23 protein-coding genes are annotated in these 19,732 nt (G+C 37.5%); 22 read left to right on the top strand and 1 reads right to left on the bottom strand.

Annotated elements, in window-relative coordinates:
• The first annotated feature begins 52 nt into the window (after window positions 1-52).
• The 5 genes from PARA_RS06145 to PARA_RS06125 all read left to right on the top strand — a co-directional run bounded on the left by PARA_RS06145 (window position 53) and on the right by PARA_RS06125 (window position 3,957).
• The gene (locus PARA_RS06145; protein ID WP_014065000.1) at window positions 53-1,276 is read left to right on the top strand and encodes an STY4528 family pathogenicity island replication protein; all 1,224 of its coding nucleotides are present in this window, start codon (window positions 53-55) and stop codon (window positions 1,274-1,276) included.
• A 224-nt stretch (window positions 1,277-1,500) separates the two neighbouring features.
• Window positions 1,501-2,256 carry a PFL_4669 family integrating conjugative element protein gene (locus tag PARA_RS06140; RefSeq protein WP_014064999.1) on the top strand — a complete coding sequence of 252 codons (756 nt, stop codon included), beginning with the start codon at window positions 1,501-1,503 and terminating at the stop codon, window positions 2,254-2,256.
• A gap of 14 nt (window positions 2,257-2,270) precedes the next feature.
• Window positions 2,271-2,744: a DUF3158 family protein gene (locus PARA_RS06135; protein ID WP_005653583.1), complete on the top strand. Its 474-nt coding sequence runs from the start codon at window positions 2,271-2,273 to the stop codon at window positions 2,742-2,744.
• A gap of 245 nt (window positions 2,745-2,989) precedes the next feature.
• Window positions 2,990-3,412 carry a single-stranded DNA-binding protein gene (gene ssb / locus PARA_RS06130; protein WP_014064998.1) on the top strand — a complete coding sequence of 141 codons (423 nt, stop codon included), beginning with the start codon at window positions 2,990-2,992 and terminating at the stop codon, window positions 3,410-3,412.
• A gap of 26 nt (window positions 3,413-3,438) precedes the next feature.
• Window positions 3,439-3,957 carry a lipoprotein gene (locus PARA_RS06125; protein ID WP_014064997.1) on the top strand — a complete coding sequence of 173 codons (519 nt, stop codon included), beginning with the start codon at window positions 3,439-3,441 and terminating at the stop codon, window positions 3,955-3,957.
• Between the two features lie 551 nt (window positions 3,958-4,508).
• On the opposite strand, the gene PARA_RS06120 is transcribed toward PARA_RS06125, so the two are convergent.
• Window positions 4,509-5,189 (bottom strand): hypothetical protein, encoded by a 681-nt coding sequence (locus tag PARA_RS06120; protein ID WP_014064996.1) that lies wholly within the window; start codon window positions 5,187-5,189, stop codon window positions 4,509-4,511.
• A gap of 124 nt (window positions 5,190-5,313) precedes the next feature.
• On the opposite strand from PARA_RS06120, the gene PARA_RS06115 reads away from it, so the two are divergent.
• The 17 genes from PARA_RS06115 (at window position 5,314) to PARA_RS06035 (ending at window position 19,590) form a co-directional block, all read left to right on the top strand.
• Window positions 5,314-5,502 carry a hypothetical protein gene (locus PARA_RS06115; RefSeq protein WP_014064995.1) on the top strand — a complete coding sequence of 63 codons (189 nt, stop codon included), beginning with the start codon at window positions 5,314-5,316 and terminating at the stop codon, window positions 5,500-5,502.
• Window positions 5,499-5,762 (top strand): hypothetical protein, encoded by a 264-nt coding sequence (locus PARA_RS06110; RefSeq protein ID WP_231844649.1) that lies wholly within the window; start codon window positions 5,499-5,501, stop codon window positions 5,760-5,762. The genes PARA_RS06115 and PARA_RS06110 overlap by 4 nt, the downstream gene beginning before the upstream one ends.
• A 13-nt stretch (window positions 5,763-5,775) precedes the next feature.
• The gene (locus tag PARA_RS06105) at window positions 5,776-7,821 is read left to right on the top strand and encodes a DNA topoisomerase III (RefSeq protein ID WP_014064994.1); all 2,046 of its coding nucleotides are present in this window, start codon (window positions 5,776-5,778) and stop codon (window positions 7,819-7,821) included.
• 67 nt (window positions 7,822-7,888) lie between these two features.
• A complete protein-coding gene (locus PARA_RS06100) occupies window positions 7,889-9,019 on the top strand; it encodes an AAA family ATPase (RefSeq protein WP_014064993.1) in 1,131 nt (376 codons plus the stop codon).
• Window positions 9,012-9,458 carry a type II toxin-antitoxin system VapC family toxin gene (locus PARA_RS06095; RefSeq protein ID WP_014064992.1) on the top strand — a complete coding sequence of 149 codons (447 nt, stop codon included), beginning with the start codon at window positions 9,012-9,014 and terminating at the stop codon, window positions 9,456-9,458. Before PARA_RS06100 ends, PARA_RS06095 begins: the two co-directional genes overlap by 8 nt.
• An 847-nt stretch (window positions 9,459-10,305) precedes the next feature.
• Window positions 10,306-10,740, top strand: coding sequence for an STY4534 family ICE replication protein (locus tag PARA_RS06090; protein WP_014064991.1), 435 nt, complete (start codon window positions 10,306-10,308; stop codon window positions 10,738-10,740).
• Window positions 10,741-10,847: 107 nt separating this feature from the next.
• Window positions 10,848-11,489, top strand: coding sequence for a DUF3560 domain-containing protein (locus PARA_RS06085; protein WP_014064990.1), 642 nt, complete (start codon window positions 10,848-10,850; stop codon window positions 11,487-11,489).
• A 139-nt stretch (window positions 11,490-11,628) separates the two neighbouring features.
• Window positions 11,629-12,099, top strand: coding sequence for a JAB domain-containing protein (locus tag PARA_RS06080; RefSeq protein WP_014064989.1), 471 nt, complete (start codon window positions 11,629-11,631; stop codon window positions 12,097-12,099).
• A gap of 92 nt (window positions 12,100-12,191) precedes the next feature.
• Window positions 12,192-12,788: a hypothetical protein gene (locus PARA_RS06075; RefSeq protein WP_014064988.1), complete on the top strand. Its 597-nt coding sequence runs from the start codon at window positions 12,192-12,194 to the stop codon at window positions 12,786-12,788.
• 147 nt (window positions 12,789-12,935) lie between these two features.
• Complete coding sequence (locus PARA_RS06070; RefSeq protein ID WP_231844648.1) at window positions 12,936-13,610, top strand: TraX family protein; 675 nt, start codon at window positions 12,936-12,938, stop codon at window positions 13,608-13,610.
• 98 nt (window positions 13,611-13,708) lie between these two features.
• Complete coding sequence (locus PARA_RS06065) at window positions 13,709-14,335, top strand: lipoprotein (protein ID WP_014064986.1); 627 nt, start codon at window positions 13,709-13,711, stop codon at window positions 14,333-14,335.
• A 4-nt stretch (window positions 14,336-14,339) separates the two neighbouring features.
• Window positions 14,340-15,080 (top strand): TIGR03759 family integrating conjugative element protein, encoded by a 741-nt coding sequence (locus PARA_RS06060; protein WP_014064985.1) that lies wholly within the window; start codon window positions 14,340-14,342, stop codon window positions 15,078-15,080.
• Window positions 15,059-15,817 carry a transglycosylase SLT domain-containing protein gene (locus PARA_RS06055; protein WP_014064984.1) on the top strand — a complete coding sequence of 253 codons (759 nt, stop codon included), beginning with the start codon at window positions 15,059-15,061 and terminating at the stop codon, window positions 15,815-15,817. Before PARA_RS06060 ends, PARA_RS06055 begins: the two co-directional genes overlap by 22 nt.
• Before the next feature lie 15 nt (window positions 15,818-15,832).
• A complete protein-coding gene (locus PARA_RS06050; protein WP_011271841.1) occupies window positions 15,833-16,339 on the top strand; it encodes an integrating conjugative element protein in 507 nt (168 codons plus the stop codon).
• Window positions 16,336-18,585 (top strand): type IV conjugative transfer system coupling protein TraD, encoded by a 2,250-nt coding sequence (gene traD, locus PARA_RS06045; protein WP_014064983.1) that lies wholly within the window; start codon window positions 16,336-16,338, stop codon window positions 18,583-18,585. The genes PARA_RS06050 and traD overlap by 4 nt, the downstream gene beginning before the upstream one ends.
• Entirely contained in the window at window positions 18,569-18,904 is a 336-nt protein-coding gene (locus tag PARA_RS06040; RefSeq protein WP_041918235.1) for a hypothetical protein, read from the top strand. Before traD ends, PARA_RS06040 begins: the two co-directional genes overlap by 17 nt.
• On the top strand, window positions 18,904-19,590 hold the full coding sequence (locus PARA_RS06035) for a TIGR03747 family integrating conjugative element membrane protein (protein ID WP_005687582.1): 687 nt from the start codon (window positions 18,904-18,906) through the stop codon (window positions 19,588-19,590). Before PARA_RS06040 ends, PARA_RS06035 begins: the two co-directional genes overlap by 1 nt.
• Window positions 19,591-19,732: the final 142 nt, after the last annotated feature.

Raw genomic sequence — 19,732 nt, 5'->3', positions numbered from 1 at the left:
TTTAAGCACATTGCAACAATAAAAATGAAATATTCTCAGAGAGAATTAAATTATGGAAACAAAATTACAAAAGCATGGGTTGCTCTTTTTTGGCAACCAGCATGAAACAGTTCCAACCCGTTTGCTATTTGATCCTTATTTAACATCAAGAGCAAAATTGGCATGGCAACTTATAAAATACAAAGCAAGAGAATTTCAATCAGGCATGTTCCCATCATACGAAGTGCTTGCAAAATTACTTTCAGATAAACCTTATGATGAAGCAGAACTCTCGCGTAAGCTAGTTAGCCAAACGTTGTTATTACTTAGATTAACTCGTTGGCTAACACTTTGTGAAACTGTACGTAATGAGCAAGGTCAAGTATTGGGTAATTTTTACATCCTTCATGATGAACCTATGCCAATCATTGATACGATTCAATTAAACCATGATTACATCGCACTCCTTGAAAAATCCATTCAGCATCGAGATAACTTTGTGCGAGGTGTAGCAAACCATATTGTAGAAAACCTGCTCTCGGATAATACTCAGTGGCATTATATTTCTCACATTGACTGGATGCGAGCTCGCCTTCAAGACTATCAAAAACGTCCAAAAATGGATATTTCAGAGCAAGAAGAATCAACATTTATTCAAGAAAACCTACTAAGTTCCAATAAGGAACTCTGTGAAAAAACAGGGGAACTCAGTAAAAATCACCTTAGTTCCAAAATGGAACTCAGCAAAATCAAACAGAGTTCCAAAAGGGAACTCAGTGCCCAAAACAACGATAAATCATTGATTTCAGACTTAGTTCCAAAAGGGAACTCAGGTTTTTCACAGTACAGTACAAGTACTAGTATTTATATAAATACGTACTGTACTGGTAATGCGGATGAAATTGACTGGCCGACTAATATTCAGTTTTCATCATTGGAAAAAACAGCAATTATGCAAGCAATGCGTGGACTTGATTTAGGAATCTGTAAAGCGATTTTATTTGAGCTTGAACAGCGTGTGATAAAAGGTGAAGTGAAAAAACCACAAGGCTATGTAGTGACATTAATCCAACGTGCACACCGTGGTGAATTTAAACCGTATTTGTATGAACAATTTTTGGCTACACAAGCACAATCATTATCATCAAAAAATCGGTTATCACAACATGATGAAACTAGCTTAGTTAATAATGTGAAAGCCGATAGCGCAATAAAACCAATGCGAGTGCAATCTGAAGAAGAGCGAAAAGCGAGAGCTGATCGCATTCGACAATTTAAGGCTTCAATTTGCAATTAAATTAGCTATACAAAAAGTGAACAGTGTAGAAGGGTTCTACAAAGTACAAAATTTAACCACTGTAAAGGGACTTTACAAAGTACAAATTTTAACCAGTGTGCGGGGACTGCACAGTGAACAAAAATTAACCACTGTGCTAGGGTTGCACAGTGAACAAAAATTAACCACTGTCCAGGGGCTGGACAAAGTACAAATTTTAACCAAATGATAAAAGGTGACATAACATGACAACAACATACAACCAACAGCTTGGGCCGTTACGCAGTGAGATTACATTTACGCTTCATACTCAGTATGCAACACGTCTTTGGAATGGTCGTGACTTAGTTAAAAATGAAGCCGGGGAAGTCGTTACATCATCAATTCTCAGTATTCCTAATGCTCTATCTCTATTGAGTCAAATTCAGCAAGCTGCCGAACAAGATGATCCTTATGCTGATGATTATCTTCTTCGTTTTGAACAAAAAGTATTAGGGTTTCGTAAAGAAATGCAAGATATGACCTGGAGAATGGTTAATCTCTACAGTGAGAAAATCCCTGAAAACTTTCAAATTGAGCGTTGCGCCAATATTGCTCCGATTCAATACCCTATTTTTGTGAATACTCAGCTGGGTTATCAATTATTGTATCTTTTGGCTGATTTTGATTCGTTAGCTCGTACAGTGATGACCGCTTCACATATTGCATTACTTACAAAAGATGATGCGTATGATTGGTTAGAATCCGGTGCTAAATTAATTCGTCGTGCATTTGGTGTGCTTGAGAATTACAGAAATTCCGGTATTACACGCCAAGATGCGCTTGAAAATAACGCTCGCTATCAAGCTGCTGTAAAACGTATGAAATATACCTTAACGCCTGATGTGCTTTCCGGTACAACACGTGCAACATTTGCTCCAACAATTAAAAAATCATCACTTGCTGAATCAGATGATAATGGCTCTGTTGAAGTCAAAATTACAGCAAATAAAACTGAATAATGGAGATTGGGATTATGGATAACGTGCTCATTCCTTCTGATATGTATAAACAATTAGGACGCACAACCCCACTTAATGACTCGCTGAAACAGTTATTCAGTGAGTTAGACTCAGTGCAACAGTATGAATTACTAGCTGAATCCCTTGCTACAGTCCGTGAAGCTTTAATGTTGCAGCAGAATGAAATGTTGCAGAACGTTCGTAAAAGTGAACTTAGTGTATTACCTATTCACATGATCCGAGATAAAGCATCATCATCCGGTGGGACGTTTTTACGCTGGCGCAGTTTTCAAGCCTCTAAGACTGGTGATGCTGTGTTAAATCCGGTATTTAATAATCCTCAGTTATCTTCAGACTTACGACAAAAACTTGTCTCAGCTGAGAAAGAACGCATTTTGATTAATCTGCAGGTCTCCGTACTAAATTTTATGATGAGACAGGTATCAAGTGCGGTAGATAAAATTAAAGAGATAGAAGATCATTTATAACATTCACATTTGTGAACGTTGGATCTTCTAGTTTGTAATCGGCTAATTTATATAGTTTGTGATCGGCTCACTAAAAGGCCTTTTAAAGGTAAGGGGACAAGCCCCTTACCTTAACGAAAAAAAGCCTTTGCCTTTCGTGGTTGTGTTAAAAAATCTCTGTGTTTTTTACTGAATTTACCCTTAAGGATTAGATGTAAAAAATGCACAATCTTGACAGTTAATTTTGTGATTTAGGAGAAATCAATATGGCTGGAATTAATAAAGTAATTATCGTGGGACATTTAGGTAATGATCCTGAAATGCGAAGCATGCCGAATGGTGAAGCAGTTGCAAATATCAGTGTAGCAACTAGCGAAGCTTGGGCGGATAAAAACACCGGTGAACGTCGTGAAGTGACTGAATGGCATCGAATCGTTTTTTATCGCAAATTAGCTGAAATTTGCGGCCAATATCTCAAGAAAGGAGCGCAAGTTTATATTGAAGGACGCTTGCGTACTCGTAAATGGCAAGATCAAAACGGGCAAGATCGTTATACCACGGAAATCCAAGGTGATGTAATGCAAATGTTAGGTACTCGCCCTCAAAGTACAGATGGTGCAAATAATCCTCAGCCAATGCCACAACAAGATGCATCGGCAAATGCTTTTAATGATTCAATACCATTCTGAATTCAATATAATTAAGGTTAATCGTGATGAAAAAAATAATTTTTGTTTTATCTGCAGTCGCTGCTTTAAGTGGTTGTGCTGAATTAAATTCATTGAATGATGCGGTTGGTCATGCTGCAGGTCAACTTAGCAGTGTTCTTGGCGGGGGAAATAAGTCATCGAGTTCTTCCGGTGTGGCTTACACCCAAAGTTCTCGTTCTCATCGCTATAACGTAGAGGATTCAATTACATCATCTAAAAATATTGACTCTCTTTACGTAAAAATTAAACGTAATTTAAAATTCAAAACGCGGGAGGAAGCATTAAGTGGGCTATCCGGGTATGAGCGTCAACGTTACGAATCGCTTTTAGATGAAGAAGGACATGCTCATGAAGCTACTCCTGGTGTCTATTATCACATGGCAAATAGCTATGTTGGCGGTCGAAAAATTGACATAACGCTTGCAAAAGAGGATGGCAAGGTTAGAATTTCTTGGATTGCATCCTCAAATGAATCTGATTTTGCTCAATTTGTTAAATCAGAAGTGATAAAAGCAATAAAATAATAATGATGAATTCTCCTTGTTGCTCCAACGTATGTTGGAGCTTTTTTGAGGATTTTTTATAATGAACCCCGTCTTATAACTATAGTTTCCATTGAGAACCTTTCAGTTACTCCTGGACTCTATCTTACTAATATTCTCGCCCCATGATGAAAGGAGCTTTTTTGCATAATTCTCCTCGTTTATTATTAAATAAGTTATTATTTGCTGTTAAATGTTTCTATTTAATTACGGAAAATAACTATTAGGGCCAACCACATGGAAAATCACCTTTACCATATAAATCATACTAATTGTCGCATTACTATAAATCCTGCTTATCAAACTTAATTTGAACAATTAATTTAACAAATACAACTCTGTTTACATTTATCCCATAGAGATGAAGTGAATATATTTTATTAGGTTTACCGGTTTTGTAATAGCAAGCCAATACATGCTATTGACTACGCCTCTCCTGAAACCGCTCAATTGTTAGAGAAACTTTTTAACGACACTATGCATTGGCGTAAAGCACAAGCTGATATGATTTCTATTAATTTTTACATAGCCGATTAATTCACATTTCGAGCTCTGTATTGGTTTAATTCATTAATCATAGAAGCAAAATCCACATTTTTTGCTCTGTCTGGATTATCCGTCCATCTCAACGTTAATCCATAAGGTGCTATGGCCTTCAATAAGCGGTCTATCTGCTGATGATTACATTCGGTATGAATATAGAGTTTTCTTAAAGTCTGTTCTCTTGGCACACCGCCTTGAGGGCGCATAAACCCCATCCAGTAGATTTTATCTTCATCATTTACTATCTTTGGTATTCCTGTCTGTATATTCGGATAATATTGTCTTAAAATCGCTATTTGAGCTTGAGCAGGTAAATGCTGAGGTATATTCCTATTTAGCTCCTCAAAAAAATTATAGAGGTTAAAAGGTCCATTTCTTCCGTTGACTATTTCTAATTCAGCTCTGATAGCTTCTTTTAACTTGTCATTAAAATAAATCTCGAAGTTTCCATTCTGATGATTACCGTATAATTTGATTTCTTCCAACTTATTTGTATTTTGTAAGTATAAATACAGAAGATCTTTAGATTTTTTATCATTTTCTGCAAAAAACATAAAAAAAATGAACCGTCCAGGTGGCATAGAAATTTCAAAAGCAAAAGTAAAATCACCACGACGGATGGCTTCATTATATGCAGTATGTAACCCATTTAAATTAAAATCTGCAGGCATACAACCTCCCATTTTTTATCTCTTAACAAAAAACAATTTTTCATTGTTCGGCTTCTTATTAATTTTTAATCTAAAAACTCAAAAATATCAATATCTATTCTCAATATTTAGATTAAGGGGATTTATGCCAACTAAACACATTGAAACAGAACTCTGGCAACAGATTGAGGCAAAAACAGTTGAAACAATTATTCAAACTAAAGTGATGATTAAGGAAACCGACATCTTGCAGGAAATCATTAGGAAGGGATTGCAATATATCTCTACTGAAGAATTGAGACAGTATGCGTTACAGAAAAAAGGGAGTAAATGATGATAGAATTCATTGATAAAAAGAAAAAAATAATCTATCGAGATAAAGAATATATTGTACCGGATTGGGTACGTTATGTGGTGACTCAGCCCACAGGAGAAGTATACGGTTTTGAAGAAAAACCTTCACTTGCTCCACAGCCTTCAGACTATCGTTATTGGAATTCTTATGTTAATGGATGGAATCTAGATAATATTAAATTTTGGCGTCTTAGTGCCTGCACAGATTGGCGAAATTCATTAGAGTGCATAGAAGATTAAGAGATATCCAATCATGAAACTTTTCTTATGTGAAAAACCATCACAAGGTAATGATATTGCAAAAATATTAGGCGCGACAAAGCGTGGTGAAGGTTGTTTATCAACACCTGATGGTCAGCTTACAGTTACCTGGGGAATTGGTCATCTAGTAGAGCAATTTAATCCTGAAGAATATGATCCTGCCTTTAAAAAGTGGGCTTTTGAGACCTTGCCAATTATCCCGGGTAAATGGGGGCTTTCACCTAAAAAAGAAACAAAAAAACAGTTCAACGTCGTAATGAAACTTATCAAACAAGCTAAACTTGTTGTCATTGCAACCGATATTGATAGAGAGGGCGAAACTATAGCAAGAGAATTGCTGGATTTAGCAGGATTTCGAGGGCAAATAAAACGCCTTTGGTTGTCTGCACTAGATGATGCCAGTATTCGTAAAGCCTTGGGTGCGCTTAAAGATAATGAGGAGACTCTCCCTCTTTACTATGCAGGACTTGCACGTAGTCGAGCAGATTGGCTTATTGGTATGAATTTCTCTCGTATCTATACCTTATTAGCGCAACAACAAGGGTATCAAGGGAAACCTTTAAGTGTTGGGCGGGTACAAACTCCAACATTAAGCCTGGTTGTTAATCGTGACCGTGAGATAAAAAACTTCATTCCTAAGCAACATTTTGCTTTGCAAGTAATGCTTTCTGATGGAAATCAGCATTTTGCTACGCAATATGTTATTCCGGAGCAATATTGTGATCCTGATGGACTTTGTTTGTCTGCCCAAGTTATACAAGCAGCAAATCAGCAAATTCGTCAATTGGGCCAAGCGAAAATGGAATCAGTTGAAACTAAACGTGAAAGACAAAATGCTCCACTTTGCTTTGCATTAAGTGACTTACAATCAGAAGCTAACCGCCTTTATGGACTGGGTGCGCAAAGGGTATTGGATATAGCTCAATCACTCTATGAGACTCACAAAGCGACAACCTATCCTAGAACAGATTGTGGTTATTTACCGGAGTCTCAGTTTGCTGAAGCCCCTAAAATTATCCAATGTTTATTGCAATCCGATAATCGATTACAACCCCTTGCAGGTATGTTAAACCTTAATCAAAAATCACGAGTTTGGAATGATAAAAAAATTACTGCTCACCATGGCATTATTCCGACTATGATTAAAGCTGATATTAGCAAAATGTCTGATGAAGAATTAAAGCTCTATGATCTCATACGTCGTCGTTATTTAGCTCAATTCTTACCTGTTTCTGAAACAGATAAGACACAAATTATTTTGAAGTGCGGTCAACATATATTAAGTGCACGTGGGAATGTGCTTATTGCTCCAGGTTGGAAAATTCTATTTGGCAAATCACTTGATGAAGATGATGATGCACCTCAAGCCTTGCCGACGTTAAAGCAAGGACAAATCTGTCAGATTTCTGATTCAGAAATAAAAACCTTACAAACATCACCACCTAATCACTTCACGGAAGGCACATTGCTCACCGCAATGAAAAATGCAGCTCGCTTTGTAACTGATGAGCGTTTAAAACAACGCTTACGAGAAACTGAAGGGCTTGGTACAGAAGCCACCCGGGCGGGAACGATTCAAGGTTTGATTGATAAAGGTTTCTTGAAAAAGAAAGGTAAATCACTATTAGCGACAGATGAAGCAATGACGCTAATTGATAATTTACCTCAGATGTTAAAAGATCCTGGTTTAACCGCACTTTGGGAGCAAGCGCTCAATCAAATTGCTGAAAGAACGCTTTCGCTAGAAGTGTTTATGCAAAAACAAGAAGTCTTTGTGCGGCATTTGATGGCTGATTGCCTTAAAAAGGGAATGAGTTTGGGGAATATTGAAATTCGTAAATGCCCTAAGTGCGGTGCACCAATGATTAAAAGAAATGGTAAAAATGGGGCTTTTTTGGGGTGTTCTGCTTATCCAAATTGCCAACATATTGAAAATTTTGATAGCAAAAAGAATACTAAGGGCGCGAAAAGTTCTAAGAAAACATCGAGTAAAAGTGTTAGCGAGCAAATTTCATCTTTACGAAGCTTATTGAATTAGTAGCAAAACATTTTTATTCAGTGATACACTAATCAATATTCAGACATTACAAACTAGTAGGTGCTCGATGTTATTAAATCAACATATCGAATTTTTTGATGTGAAAGGAGTAGGTCATATTGATCTTCAACTCTCAGATAAGCGAATGAGTGTATTAATTGGTACAAATGGTGTGGGGAAAACAAAAACACTGGAGTGCTTATACACACTATTACTGTTCACCAATGACATGATAAGAGACGGTGAATATTATGCATATAAAAAAAATTTTTCATTTAACTCCTCACACATAAATGATGATGTTATCTTTGAGATGTCTAAATTTCAGAATGAAAACACTGGATATCGAATAAACTATCTAGTAAAAGAATTCTTTATACATGATCGCCCTGTTGTTTATCTGGGTGCGCAAAATAGAGGGGAAATAAAACAGAATGATTATGGTTATATTACTCCTTTAGGTGAGTACAAAGAACGGCAGAAGAAATACTTTGAGAATATTATCTCAAGTATGGGGACACATTTCTCTACATTAAACATGGATTCGCCTATTGAAGAATGGTTTATTCAGCGAGCATTATCCTCTAATGCTTATCAAGATAAAGCGGATAATCGTGAAGTTGAGTTACTCACTGTATTACGAGTACTAAATAAAATTGATTCTCGGATAAGTGCTGATCCGAAAGATTTTAAAGTTATCGGGGGAAAAACCGTTTCCTTTAAATTAGATGGCGAAGAGCGTCGTCTTAATGAACTAAGTAGTGGTTTTGCCTCACTAATAAAAATTGTACAAGCCATCGTTGCAGGCTATTCATTTTTTACTAACGCTGATGATATTGAGAATGTGGCAGGTTATGTGCTTATTGATGAGATCGAAAGTCACTTACACATCCAATGGCAAACTAAAATTCTACCGCTATTAACTAATATTTTCCCTAATACTTATTTTATTATCACAACTCATTCATCTTTAATTTTAACGCAGTTGATTAATGGAGCCGCTTATAACCTTGTTAAAGAAAACGATCGTGTAACAGCTAAACTTATTCCTAATGCGGGTCAATCTGCGTTGATTGATTTATTAGAAGAAGCTTTTGGAGTAAACCTAAATAAAATCAGAATTGAAAATACAACGGCAGCAAGCCAAGCAGATGTAAAAAAAGCATTACTTTATTTATTAAGAGGTTCACATGAGTAGCAATAAAATTTTACTTGATGCGAACTTCTTGATTCGTGCACTAGAAGATTCTAGTAGCGAAGAGTACAAGCAACTTACTGATTATTTAGAGAGTGATGACCTTGTTATTTATATTACGCCTTTAATTTACTATGAAGTATTACGCGGTGTAGATTGGGACAATATTAACAATCATACCAAGTTTAAAGGTACCCTTGCTTTAATCAGTAACCTCAATATTGATAAATCTATTGCAGATAAAGCAACAGAACTCGTTAGGTTTGAAAAAAAATACCGAGCCTCTCGAGGAGAGCAATCGAAAAAAATAGATAAACACAACTTCGATATTATGCACTTTTCAACGGCTAAGGTTCACGGATTGAAAATTGCTTCAAATGATGCAGATATTCAAGCCTGGGAAAAACTACATACCGAGTTAATAGCGAGCCAAGCAAATTAATGTTATACTAAAGCCTTCGTAAGACCGTTCGTGAATTGTCGGTTATCAATTCACACTAGCCCAAAATGATTCCAGCACGCTGAAAGGAATTTCTCACATTGATTAACGCTCCTTGTGAGGTGTGCCACCTAGTTAATCAGAGTAATGATGGAGTAACGCCCCAATTTACTCTCGACTTTTCAAATCGCTGGCCATTGCGGATTTTTAAAGTGTATTGCAAAGTGCATTTTGAAAATTCGCAATGGCTTGCTACTTTCTCCTTACCGGAGCCCACCGGTGAAACAATGGGTGCCCTTTGTGTCAATTTGATGCCACAGATATAACCGATTAATGGCCACAAAGTAATCGGATAAGGCGAGTCGTAAAAATCCGTATATGGTAACGAACGTATCAGTATTTTTATGAATCAAATTAATTTGGCCTACTTAACTTTTATTTAATCAATCTATAGTCAAAAACTATAAGGTCATTCAGGAAACTGGGTGACCTTTTCTTTTGAGTAAAATATCTCCAAATAGAATTTTTAATTTTTTATACATTTAAAGTTTGCTTTAGATTTTAATAACAACAGTTTTTAAGGTGCTGTGAAAACAGCCTTTAAGAAGTTGCACGATTCTTGAGAAGCAACGCCTTGCCTTAGCGCAAGTAGAATCATTGCCAAAATTTTTTCCAGCACACTGAAAGGAGAATCTACGAATAATTCGTAGGTGTGCCACCTTAAACCACCCTTAACCTAAAATAAGATTACTTATTCTAGTTTAATCACAATTTAACCCTTGGCGGGAAACATTTTTCCCGTGTTGGGTAAGGATGTTTCTCCGCTTTTTTACTACTTAGGAGAAACATTATGTCTAACCCAAACGCAAAACCAAATTACTTCAATCTTCATACTTCCGGCATTGGTTATTTAAGCGATATTCGCGAAATCAAACCGAAAAAAGGAGATGCATTTTGGGCTTGTCGAATTGCTGCTCTTACAGGTTCTTCCGATTCTCCGGAATATCGTTTTTTTGATATGAACGTATCCGGTGAAGAAACTGTAAATTTAATCAAACGCTGTCAAGAAGCTGTTGAAGCTAAGAAAAAAGTCTTAGTTTCCTTTGTAATGAGTGATTTGTGGTATGACACATTCACTTATTCAAAAGACAGTGAATATCACAAAAAAGGTGATACTGGCGTGTCGATTAAAGGACGACTCTACCGTATTAACTTTATTAAAGTTGATGGTGAGTTGAAATATCAAGCAAAACGCCAAGATGAGCAAGGAATGACTAACCTATAAACCGATGAAAGCCAACAACAAATTTTGTTGGCTTTTTCTTTACCCTGAAGGGGAAACTCCCCTTATGGGTGGTTTCTCCTTTTTTATTTCTATTTGAGGAGAAACCTATGAATACTTACGCTAAATTTTGCCCTAATGTTTTTGTTGCTAAATGTCCGGATGCTCACCAAAAAGGTGACGTTATCATCTTAACCAGTAAATACGGTAAAGAGACTGAAGTGGAGATTCATAATCTCGTAAAAACCTCTGAGGATGCGTATTTTTATTCCTTCACCCGGTGTGATGGAGTGAATAGTCAAGTTCGTGCAGAACAAAAAGCTGAGCGTTATCAAAACGCAGCTAATAATGCATTAAAACGCAGTGAACAATATTGTGAAGCTGCTAATGAAGGCCGTGAATTTCTTCGCTTGGGGGAACCGATTAAAATCGGTCATCATAGCGAAAAACGTCATAGAGCCTTGATTGAACGTAATGCAAGGCGCATGGATAAGTCTGTTGAAGAAATGCGTAAAGCAGAAAGTTATGACGGTAAAATCGCTTATTGGGAACAGATGGCAGGGAAAATTGATTTATCCATGCCGGAAAGTCTTGAGTTCTTTAAGTTTGAATTGGAAAAAGCCAAAGAAAAACACCAAGAGCTTAAAGATAAACCTGAATTGCGAACACATGCTTTTTCTCTCACTTATGCTAAAAAAGCAGTCAATGAGCTTGAGAAAAAAGTAAAATTAGCCGAATTACTTTGGGCGTAAATGCAAGTCAGACTTTTTAAATAAAGTGGACTCTATTAAAACTATGTACCATTAAAGTGTGTGTTAATTTGACCGCACTTTCACCCATAGGGGATATATCCCTTATGGGCGATATTCCCTATTTTAGAAGGAATATCGAATGTTTAAATTAAACGAGCAACAACAAGCTATTTTAGAACAGGCACAGGTTATTTTAACTAAAGTGATGGAAGAAAAGCCCTTTTACCAAGGTGCGCAGGAATTTACTGCTCCATCAATAGCTAAACTCTATTTTCAAACCATTATAGGTAATGAAGAAAGAGAAAATTTCGTGGTACTTTTCTTGGATAGAATCCACAGATTGATTAAATCTGAGGTGATGTTTCAAGGATCTGTTTCAGAAATTTCTGTGTCGATTCGGGAGATTATTCGACAGGCATTAAAGCTAAATGCATCAGCAATTATCATTGGGCACAATCATCCAACTGGAAATGTTGAGCCTAGTGATGCTGATAAATATATAACCAAGAGATTAAAGGAAGCTTGTGAATTAATGGAAATTAAATTACTTGATCACTTTATCGTTTCTGGTTCTGCGTCTTTTTGCTTTACTGATAATCATCTTATGTAGCTAACAACCTTTCACCCATTGGGGGATAACACCCTCAATGGCAGTGTTATCCCCTTTACTTTTTACATTTTAAAAATTTAGGAGAAACACTTATGTGTAAGGAAAATCGTATTTTAGAACTTGGAAAAATCTTCGTCTCTCGTCGTATCTTAGCGGAATTAACTACCGAAAAGATCAATGAGGTCATCTCGTGGCATAAAAATGGCTGCATTATCATGCTGGGGAATAAAGATTGGATTGAAAAACCGCCACATCCGCTTGCAGAAATTGTCATGAATTTCTATCAAGCAGATAATGGTAAAGACACCATTCAACTCTCTACTTCAGTAGATGATGACGGGAATCGAACAACTAAGATTTCTTTTTCTGATGAAAGTGAAGATGAGCAAAGAGGACACTTTGATTGGGATATATGCCAATCAAAAAGAACACCACTTAAGTTAGGGAATGTTTTGTGTACTATCTGCGCTAAACAGTTATTGGGAATGCCAACCATTCATCGCTTAATTGAAAAACAATTAGGTTATGATTGGGGTGCTACCAGCGTTGAAGATTGGATTGAAAACGATCATGCCGTAGAGAAGGATAAACGCATTGTGAGCCAGCATTTTATTGATGGGGAAAGTGTTTTTATCATCACTGAAGCAGATCGTAGCTCTACAACGATTATGCTCGGATATGAATATTAATCTATTTACCTTGAAAGCCTATCTACATAAAGTAGATAGGCTTTTCCTTTTTAGGGTATGATAAATAAAACTCTTTTTAATAGTATAACGATGCCTTATTTAACCTCTTCTCAAACTGAATGCCTAAAATGGTTAGCACTCATTACAATGATTATTGATCATATTGGCGTGGCTTTTTCAAATGCTTACCCGGCCCTATCTTGGTGTCGGGTGATAGGGCGATTTTCCTACGTGGCGTTTGGATTTATCATCGCGCTTAATTTATCTCGAGATAAAGTGAACTTTAAAAGTTATTTCACTTGGATGATAGCAACCGCATTTTTATCTGAAATCAGTTTTACGCTTTTCGAGCCTAATTATGACCGTTTAAATGTCCTATTTCAGTTCTTATCTGTAATCGGGGTAATATGGGTATATAAAAACCGTCAAGACTTAAATAGCTGGGTCATGTTTTTGGGATTGGGCTTTTTTATTATTCTTTCCGCACTCTCTGATTATGGTTTACCTGGGCTTTTATATTGCATTGGTTGTTATCTCTTTTTGCAAACAAAAGATACTCAATATCATCTTATTACGATGCTAACCTGTGTATTGCTCGCACTTTTCGTCAATCACAGTTTTATTGATAATTTCGGGGAAACTATTGTTGAAACAGTTAGTGTCGTCGCTGTTGTAATTGGCACAATGATATTTATTCTTCACCCTAAAGGCCTTCGTCAATGTAATCTCTCAATCTCTCGTATGCCTAAGGCTTTCTTTTACCTTTTTTACCCAGTTCATTTAACAATTATTGTTGGAATAAAATATATTTTTATCAGCTAATTTTTCTATCTTTACTTCAAGAAGAATAAATTATTCAAATTCAGGTGAGAGTTATCCATATTAAGACATTATTTAAATACCTTAATTGGAGCCTCATCATGAAAAAAATTCTATTAACCACGTTTGCATTGGTTGTGCTTTCAGGTTGTGCGCACAGACAAACAGCCGATGAACAACAAGCATTAGAAAATCCAAGTATTCAACAAGGTCAACATCAAGTCTTACAACCGGAAGATCGCATAGTCCGTCCGGATATTTACACAGACTATCAACCTGAACGTACAGAAGTGTTACGTGAAGGTCGTTATACTTTAATTAATTTTTCTCCGGAAGAAGGTCAAAAATATCTTCTTGACCAAAGTGTCTCCGTCAATATGTTAGGCAAAAAGAAACGTGCCTTGACTGCAACTGTTGAACAAGGATTACGTACTACATTAAAAGATACGGGCCTTTCACTTTGCCATGGCTTTGGTCAGAATGAACCAACACTTTCTACACTTTATTCCCGTCCATTACCAAAAGTACATTACCAATTTGGCCCGATGGCTTTACGTGATGCCCTTCAAATGTTAGCGGGGCCAGCTTATGAAATCACTATCAATGATGTTTCTCGTACCGTTTGTTTTAAATTACGCCCAGCTGTACCGGAACGTGCTACAGGGGAAAAGCCGAAAGTAGAAACTACGACAACGACAACAACCACAACGGAAATTATCGAGGAATAAGTAAATGAATCATGTCAAAAAAATATCCTATGTGGCGATGATATTAGGGATGTTTTCTACTGCTGTATTTGCTGATGTCACAGCAGCGAATACGCTGGCTACTCAATCCTTAAACCAGCAAAACTTGGTGACAAATAAATTAAATCAACAAGAATTATTAGCGAAATCCCAGGAATGGGGGTTGACTGAACAAGAATGGCAGCGCTATCAAGAGCTTAATCAAGGTGCTCGTGGTATATGGTCGCCAGGACTTGACCCTTTAACCTCGCTTGGTGTGGAGTCTCGAAATGAGCAGGAAAGAGAGCGTTATGCTCGACTACTGGCAAAAAAAATGCACGACCGCATGGAGCGAGAGCTGCAGTTCCAGCGCACTTATGATCGCGTATTTGCTGAAATGTATCCAAATGAGCAACCATTTAAGGTTGAACCTCATATTTCAGAGCGGTTTGGACGGGTGATTTATTTTACTCGCCTAGAAAATTGTGACAAATGTGAAGCGAATGCTGATCGTGTACTGCAATATGTGAATGATAAAACGCCTATAGATATTTATTTTGTTGGCGTGAAGAATAATGACCAAATCTATAATTGGGCGAAAAAACATAACATCGACCCAAATAAAGTGAATAGAAAATTAATTACCCTTAATCATGATAATGGAGCCTGGTTACAGTATGCAGATGGCAAAATGCCTGCTGCATTCCAAATTCAACAGGATGGGCAATGGCAACAAATCGTCTATTAAAAATCGTATTTAGCTTAATCGGTCTTGGAGTTGCGACTCACTCCGTTGCATTTAATGGCTTTGGAACTGATATTGATGGCTATATTAAAGATGCATCTAATCGCTACCAAGTCGATGAAGCGATGCTACGTGGGTTAGTAAAAATTGAAGATGGGTGGTATGGAAATGTTTCCCCAACCGGGGCAACCGGTGTGGGGCAATTTACCCGGGGCACTTGGAATTGGCTTGCCACAACAGATGAGGGACGTGCTTTAGGGATGACGCTGATCACCCGTTATAATCGAGATACGCCTTTTGACCCGCGCAAAAATAATCAGATAAACACTTTAGCAACCGCACTTTATGCGAGATGGCATATTAATCAGTTTTTTGAGCGAGGCATAAAACCATCCCATGAAAATTTATATCTTGCTCATAATATCGGTATAGATGGTTTACATCGAGCGCTACAAGGTAGAGCAACACGTGAAGATATTCTAAACATGAAGCGCAACGGGATGAAAAAAGGAATGTCGGTACAAGGCTTTCTTGTTTATCAAAGTGAGCGTTTTAATGTCAGTAAACAAATAGCTAACTTCCAGCGCCCTTCAGTATCACCACGTTATCAAATTGAGAATAAACCATTACCAGCCAATTTACATTGGGTTTCTCCAACAGAAACCGCTATGCGTTGGGTTGAGCCAGCGTCAAATCAAACAAATCAACAAGCTATTCGTTGGCAAAATCCAACCAATTAATACGAGAACAGAATTATGCAGTACAAATCCTTTTTCCTTTCTTTGGTCTGCTTAGGAGCAGTAGTTCAGGCGCAAGCTGAATTAAAAGTTATTGGTGATTTTGGCGGAGAAAGTGCAGTCCGTTTTTATGAAGCATTACAACCGGATGAATCAATGGTTCAAGCCTACCCTAATAGCGTTCCTTCAACATTGACCGAAGCGGATATTTTACCTGTTATCTCACATAGAATGACACCGGGCCAAATACAACCAGTTCGAATGAATCTTCCTGGAATGTTGCCTATTTTTCTTATTGGAACAGATAACTTATCTAAAAATTGGCTACACGCTAATTATAATTACCTTAAAAAAATTGGTGCAATGGGACTTGTAGTAAGCGTTAAAACAACAAACGAATTAAGTGAGTTACGCCAATTAGCACCGGATTTAACCTTAATGCCAACGCCAGGGGATGACTTAGCTTCAAGATTGAATCTTGCTCACTACCCTGCTTTATTGACTTCAGAAGGATTGTCGCAATGAGTCAAAAACACGTTTTAGAAGGCTTGCTTAGACCGCCAGTTGAGTTTTTCCCAGCTGCCGTCCATGGTACTTGTGCTTTTGTTTGTTGCGGTGCGCCTTGGTCGCTCGCATTAAATCCTCTTATTGGATATGGATTAGGCGCAGCTTTCGCAGGTATGGGAGTTATGCGTTTTCGTCAAGGCATGGAAATTGTACGCTATCACCGCAATTTACGCAGACTCCCACACTATGCCTTGACCAGTCGTCAAATTCCTGTAAGTAAAAAAGCCTTGTTCTTAGGGCGAGGCTTTGAATGGGAGCCTAAGCATACGCAACGTCTTTATGACTGCTTCTCTGCAAATGGGCAAATTTATTGGAAAAATGGAAAGTGGTTTAAAGCCGCTCGTGATTATGAAAAAGTGCATGATAATTGGTTATCTCGACTCACTTCAATGGACTCTCCATTAAATCCAGTAAGACCGCTACCGCCAGTTGGCGGTATTCCAGTAATGCATGGTGTAGAGCCGAATGAACGCGATATTATGCTTCCATTAGGCGACCGTGGCGGTCATACCTTAGTATTTGGTACGACTGGTGTAGGAAAAACGCGTTTTGCTGAAGTGCTTGTGACACAAGATATACATCGAGGTAAAACACCTGAAGAGCGTGAAGTGGTTGTCTTTTTCGATCCGAAAGGCGACCCAGATATGTTAAAACGAATGTATGCCGAAGCGAAACGTGCGGGGCGTGAAAATGAATTTTATGTATTTCATCTAGGTCATCCTGAAATATCTGCTCGTTATAACCCGGTTGGTCGATTTGGTCGAATTTCAGAGGTGGCAGGACGTATTTCCGGGCAATTAAGTGGTGCGGGAAATAGCGCAGCATTTAAAGAGTTTGCGTGGCGTTTTGTGAATATTGTCTCCCGTGCATTGGTTGAAATGGGAAAACGCCCGGATTATGTGCAAATCTCTCGTTTTGTGCAAAATATTGATGCGCTTTTCTTAGATTATGCCAAACTTCATTTCGATGCTATAGATAAGAAAATATGGCCAACTTTGGCTTCGGTTGCGGCTAACTTAGATGTAAAAAACTTACCGTTCTCGATGAAAGATAGACCACTGATTGCTGTTATTAACCAATATATTTTAGAGAATAAGATTTTTGACCCTGTACTTGAAGGGTTATCAAGTGCGGTACGTTACGATAAAACCTATTTTGATAAAATTGTGGCATCGCTTTTACCGTTACTTGAAAAACTCACAACAGGTAAAACTGCTGAGCTTCTCTCGCCTGATTACACTGATATTCATGATGAGCGCCCTATCTTTGATTGGGAATCTATTATTCGCAAAAGAGGAATTGTCTATGTTGGATTGGATGCATTATCCGATGCGACCGTGGCTGCAGCTGTGGGTAATAGTATGTTTGCTGATTTAGTATCAATGGCTGGTCATATTTATAAATTTGGTGTAGATGAGGGTTTACCGGATGTATTTAAAACTAAAAGTAAACCACCTAAAATCAACCTTCATTGCGATGAATTTAATGAATTAATGGGTGATGAATTTATTCCCCTTATCAATAAAGGTCGTGGTGCGGGAATGCAGGTAACAGCCTATACTCAAACACTTTCAGATATTGAAGCTCGTATTGGAAGTAAAGCGAAAACGGGACAAACAACAGGTAACTTCAATACACTTTTAATGTTCCGGGTAAAAGAGCCGGCCACTGCAGAGTTTTTAACGCGTCAGCTCAACGATGTCACAATTTATCAAAGCATGGTGACATCAAGTACGACAGATAACAGCAATCCGGATGATGGCAAGGCGTTTACGTCTAATACTGGTGAACGTATTTCTGAAAAAATGGTGCCAATGTTATCGCCAGCACATATTACAAATCTACCAAAAGGTCAGGCATTTGCCCTTCTTGAGGGAAGTACGCTTTATAAATTAAGAATGCCTTTACCTGCGGTTGATAAAGATGATGTGATGCCGGAGTCACTCCAAGAATTAACAGCTTACATGCGTAAAAACTACCATATTTCTCCAAATTGGTGGCAATCTGCATTTTCTGATTATGCGCCAAGTCAAGATATAGCAACCGCTTTTCAGTCAATGTCATTAAATCGAGCACCTTCACACGCAGGAGAAGAAATGCTTTTCGGGGATGTTGATACTCCAGTTGCTGAAGATATGGAAGATGAAGATATTGATCAGAATGATGATACAGATGAGGATGATTTTGATGACACAGATGATTAATCAGCCGGATATGAACTTGCTTGATATTCCGGATATGAGCGTAGATTTCAATTCAGTCACTAGCTGTTCTTGTGGGCTAGAAAATGCAGATGAATTACTTAATTACTTTTTGCCTTATTTGGAAGATTGGAATAATCAGCGTTATACCACACATGAATTTGCGAAAAAGTATGCGAATAAAGGCATCTCACTTTGGACGGCTAATGATGTAAAAAAATCTGAAAATGGCATCCAGGCAATTCAAATTTTTTTAGACGGTGAAGTAAAAGGTTATCTTTTCTTTCACTGTAAATTATCTCCAGCGGGAACATTACAGTAATGGCAGAACAACAAGTCAAAAAAAAGAAAAAGGGTCTTTTTTACTACATTAATGCGGTATTAGCCGCCTTATTGGGTTCCCTGATTTTGAGCATTATTCTTGAATGGTTAGGTATTGCATTTTTATGGCCTGAAGAAGGTCATTTACACAGTCAAAAAATGATGCTAACTGAGCTTGGATGGCTTTCTGATAGTCTAACGAGAGGTCTTTTCTATCATTCTCCAAAAGAGCTGGCTGAAGGTCTTATTTTGTCATTACATGAATGGCTTTTTGTGAAAACAGGTGTAAAAGATTGGTTAGCCAACCCTCGTGAGCATAGTGGCGTAGGTTTGTGGGTGTATCATTATGGGCGAGCATATATTGAGTCAGTGATTTATGTTTTTATCACCTTTGTTATTCGACTTGTAGTGATTGTTTTTACTTCCCCACTCTTTTTGTTAGCCGCATTTGCGGGCTTTACTGAAGGGTTAATGATGCGTGACCGTCGTAAATTTGGTGCAGGCAGAGAGTCTAGTTTTCTTTATCATCATGCACGTCGATTAATTGGCCCGATTATGTTGTCGGCATGGGTATTGTATCTTTCTATCCCAATTTCTATTTACCCGAATATAATTTTGGTGCCAGCTGCATTTCTATTTGGCCTATCCATCTGTGTAACGGCAGCAAGCTTTAAAAAATACCTTTAATATTCCTCTATGTTGTCATTATGGGTGCTTATTTTTCCAAGAATAAGCGCCCTTTTTTATCACTAAAAACTGTTTTGAATTTAAAAAGAGTTTCTCATTAAATTTCCCTCTCTTCTTTGGCACTCTTTGCTTGGAATCTGTT

Origin of the sequence: Haemophilus parainfluenzae T3T1, assembly GCF_000210895.1 — a bacterium.
Lineage (GTDB): Bacteria > Pseudomonadota > Gammaproteobacteria > Enterobacterales > Pasteurellaceae > Haemophilus_D > Haemophilus_D parainfluenzae_A.
Note: the sequence above shows the minus strand (reverse complement) of the source record. Positions and strands in the feature narration are given on the sequence as shown.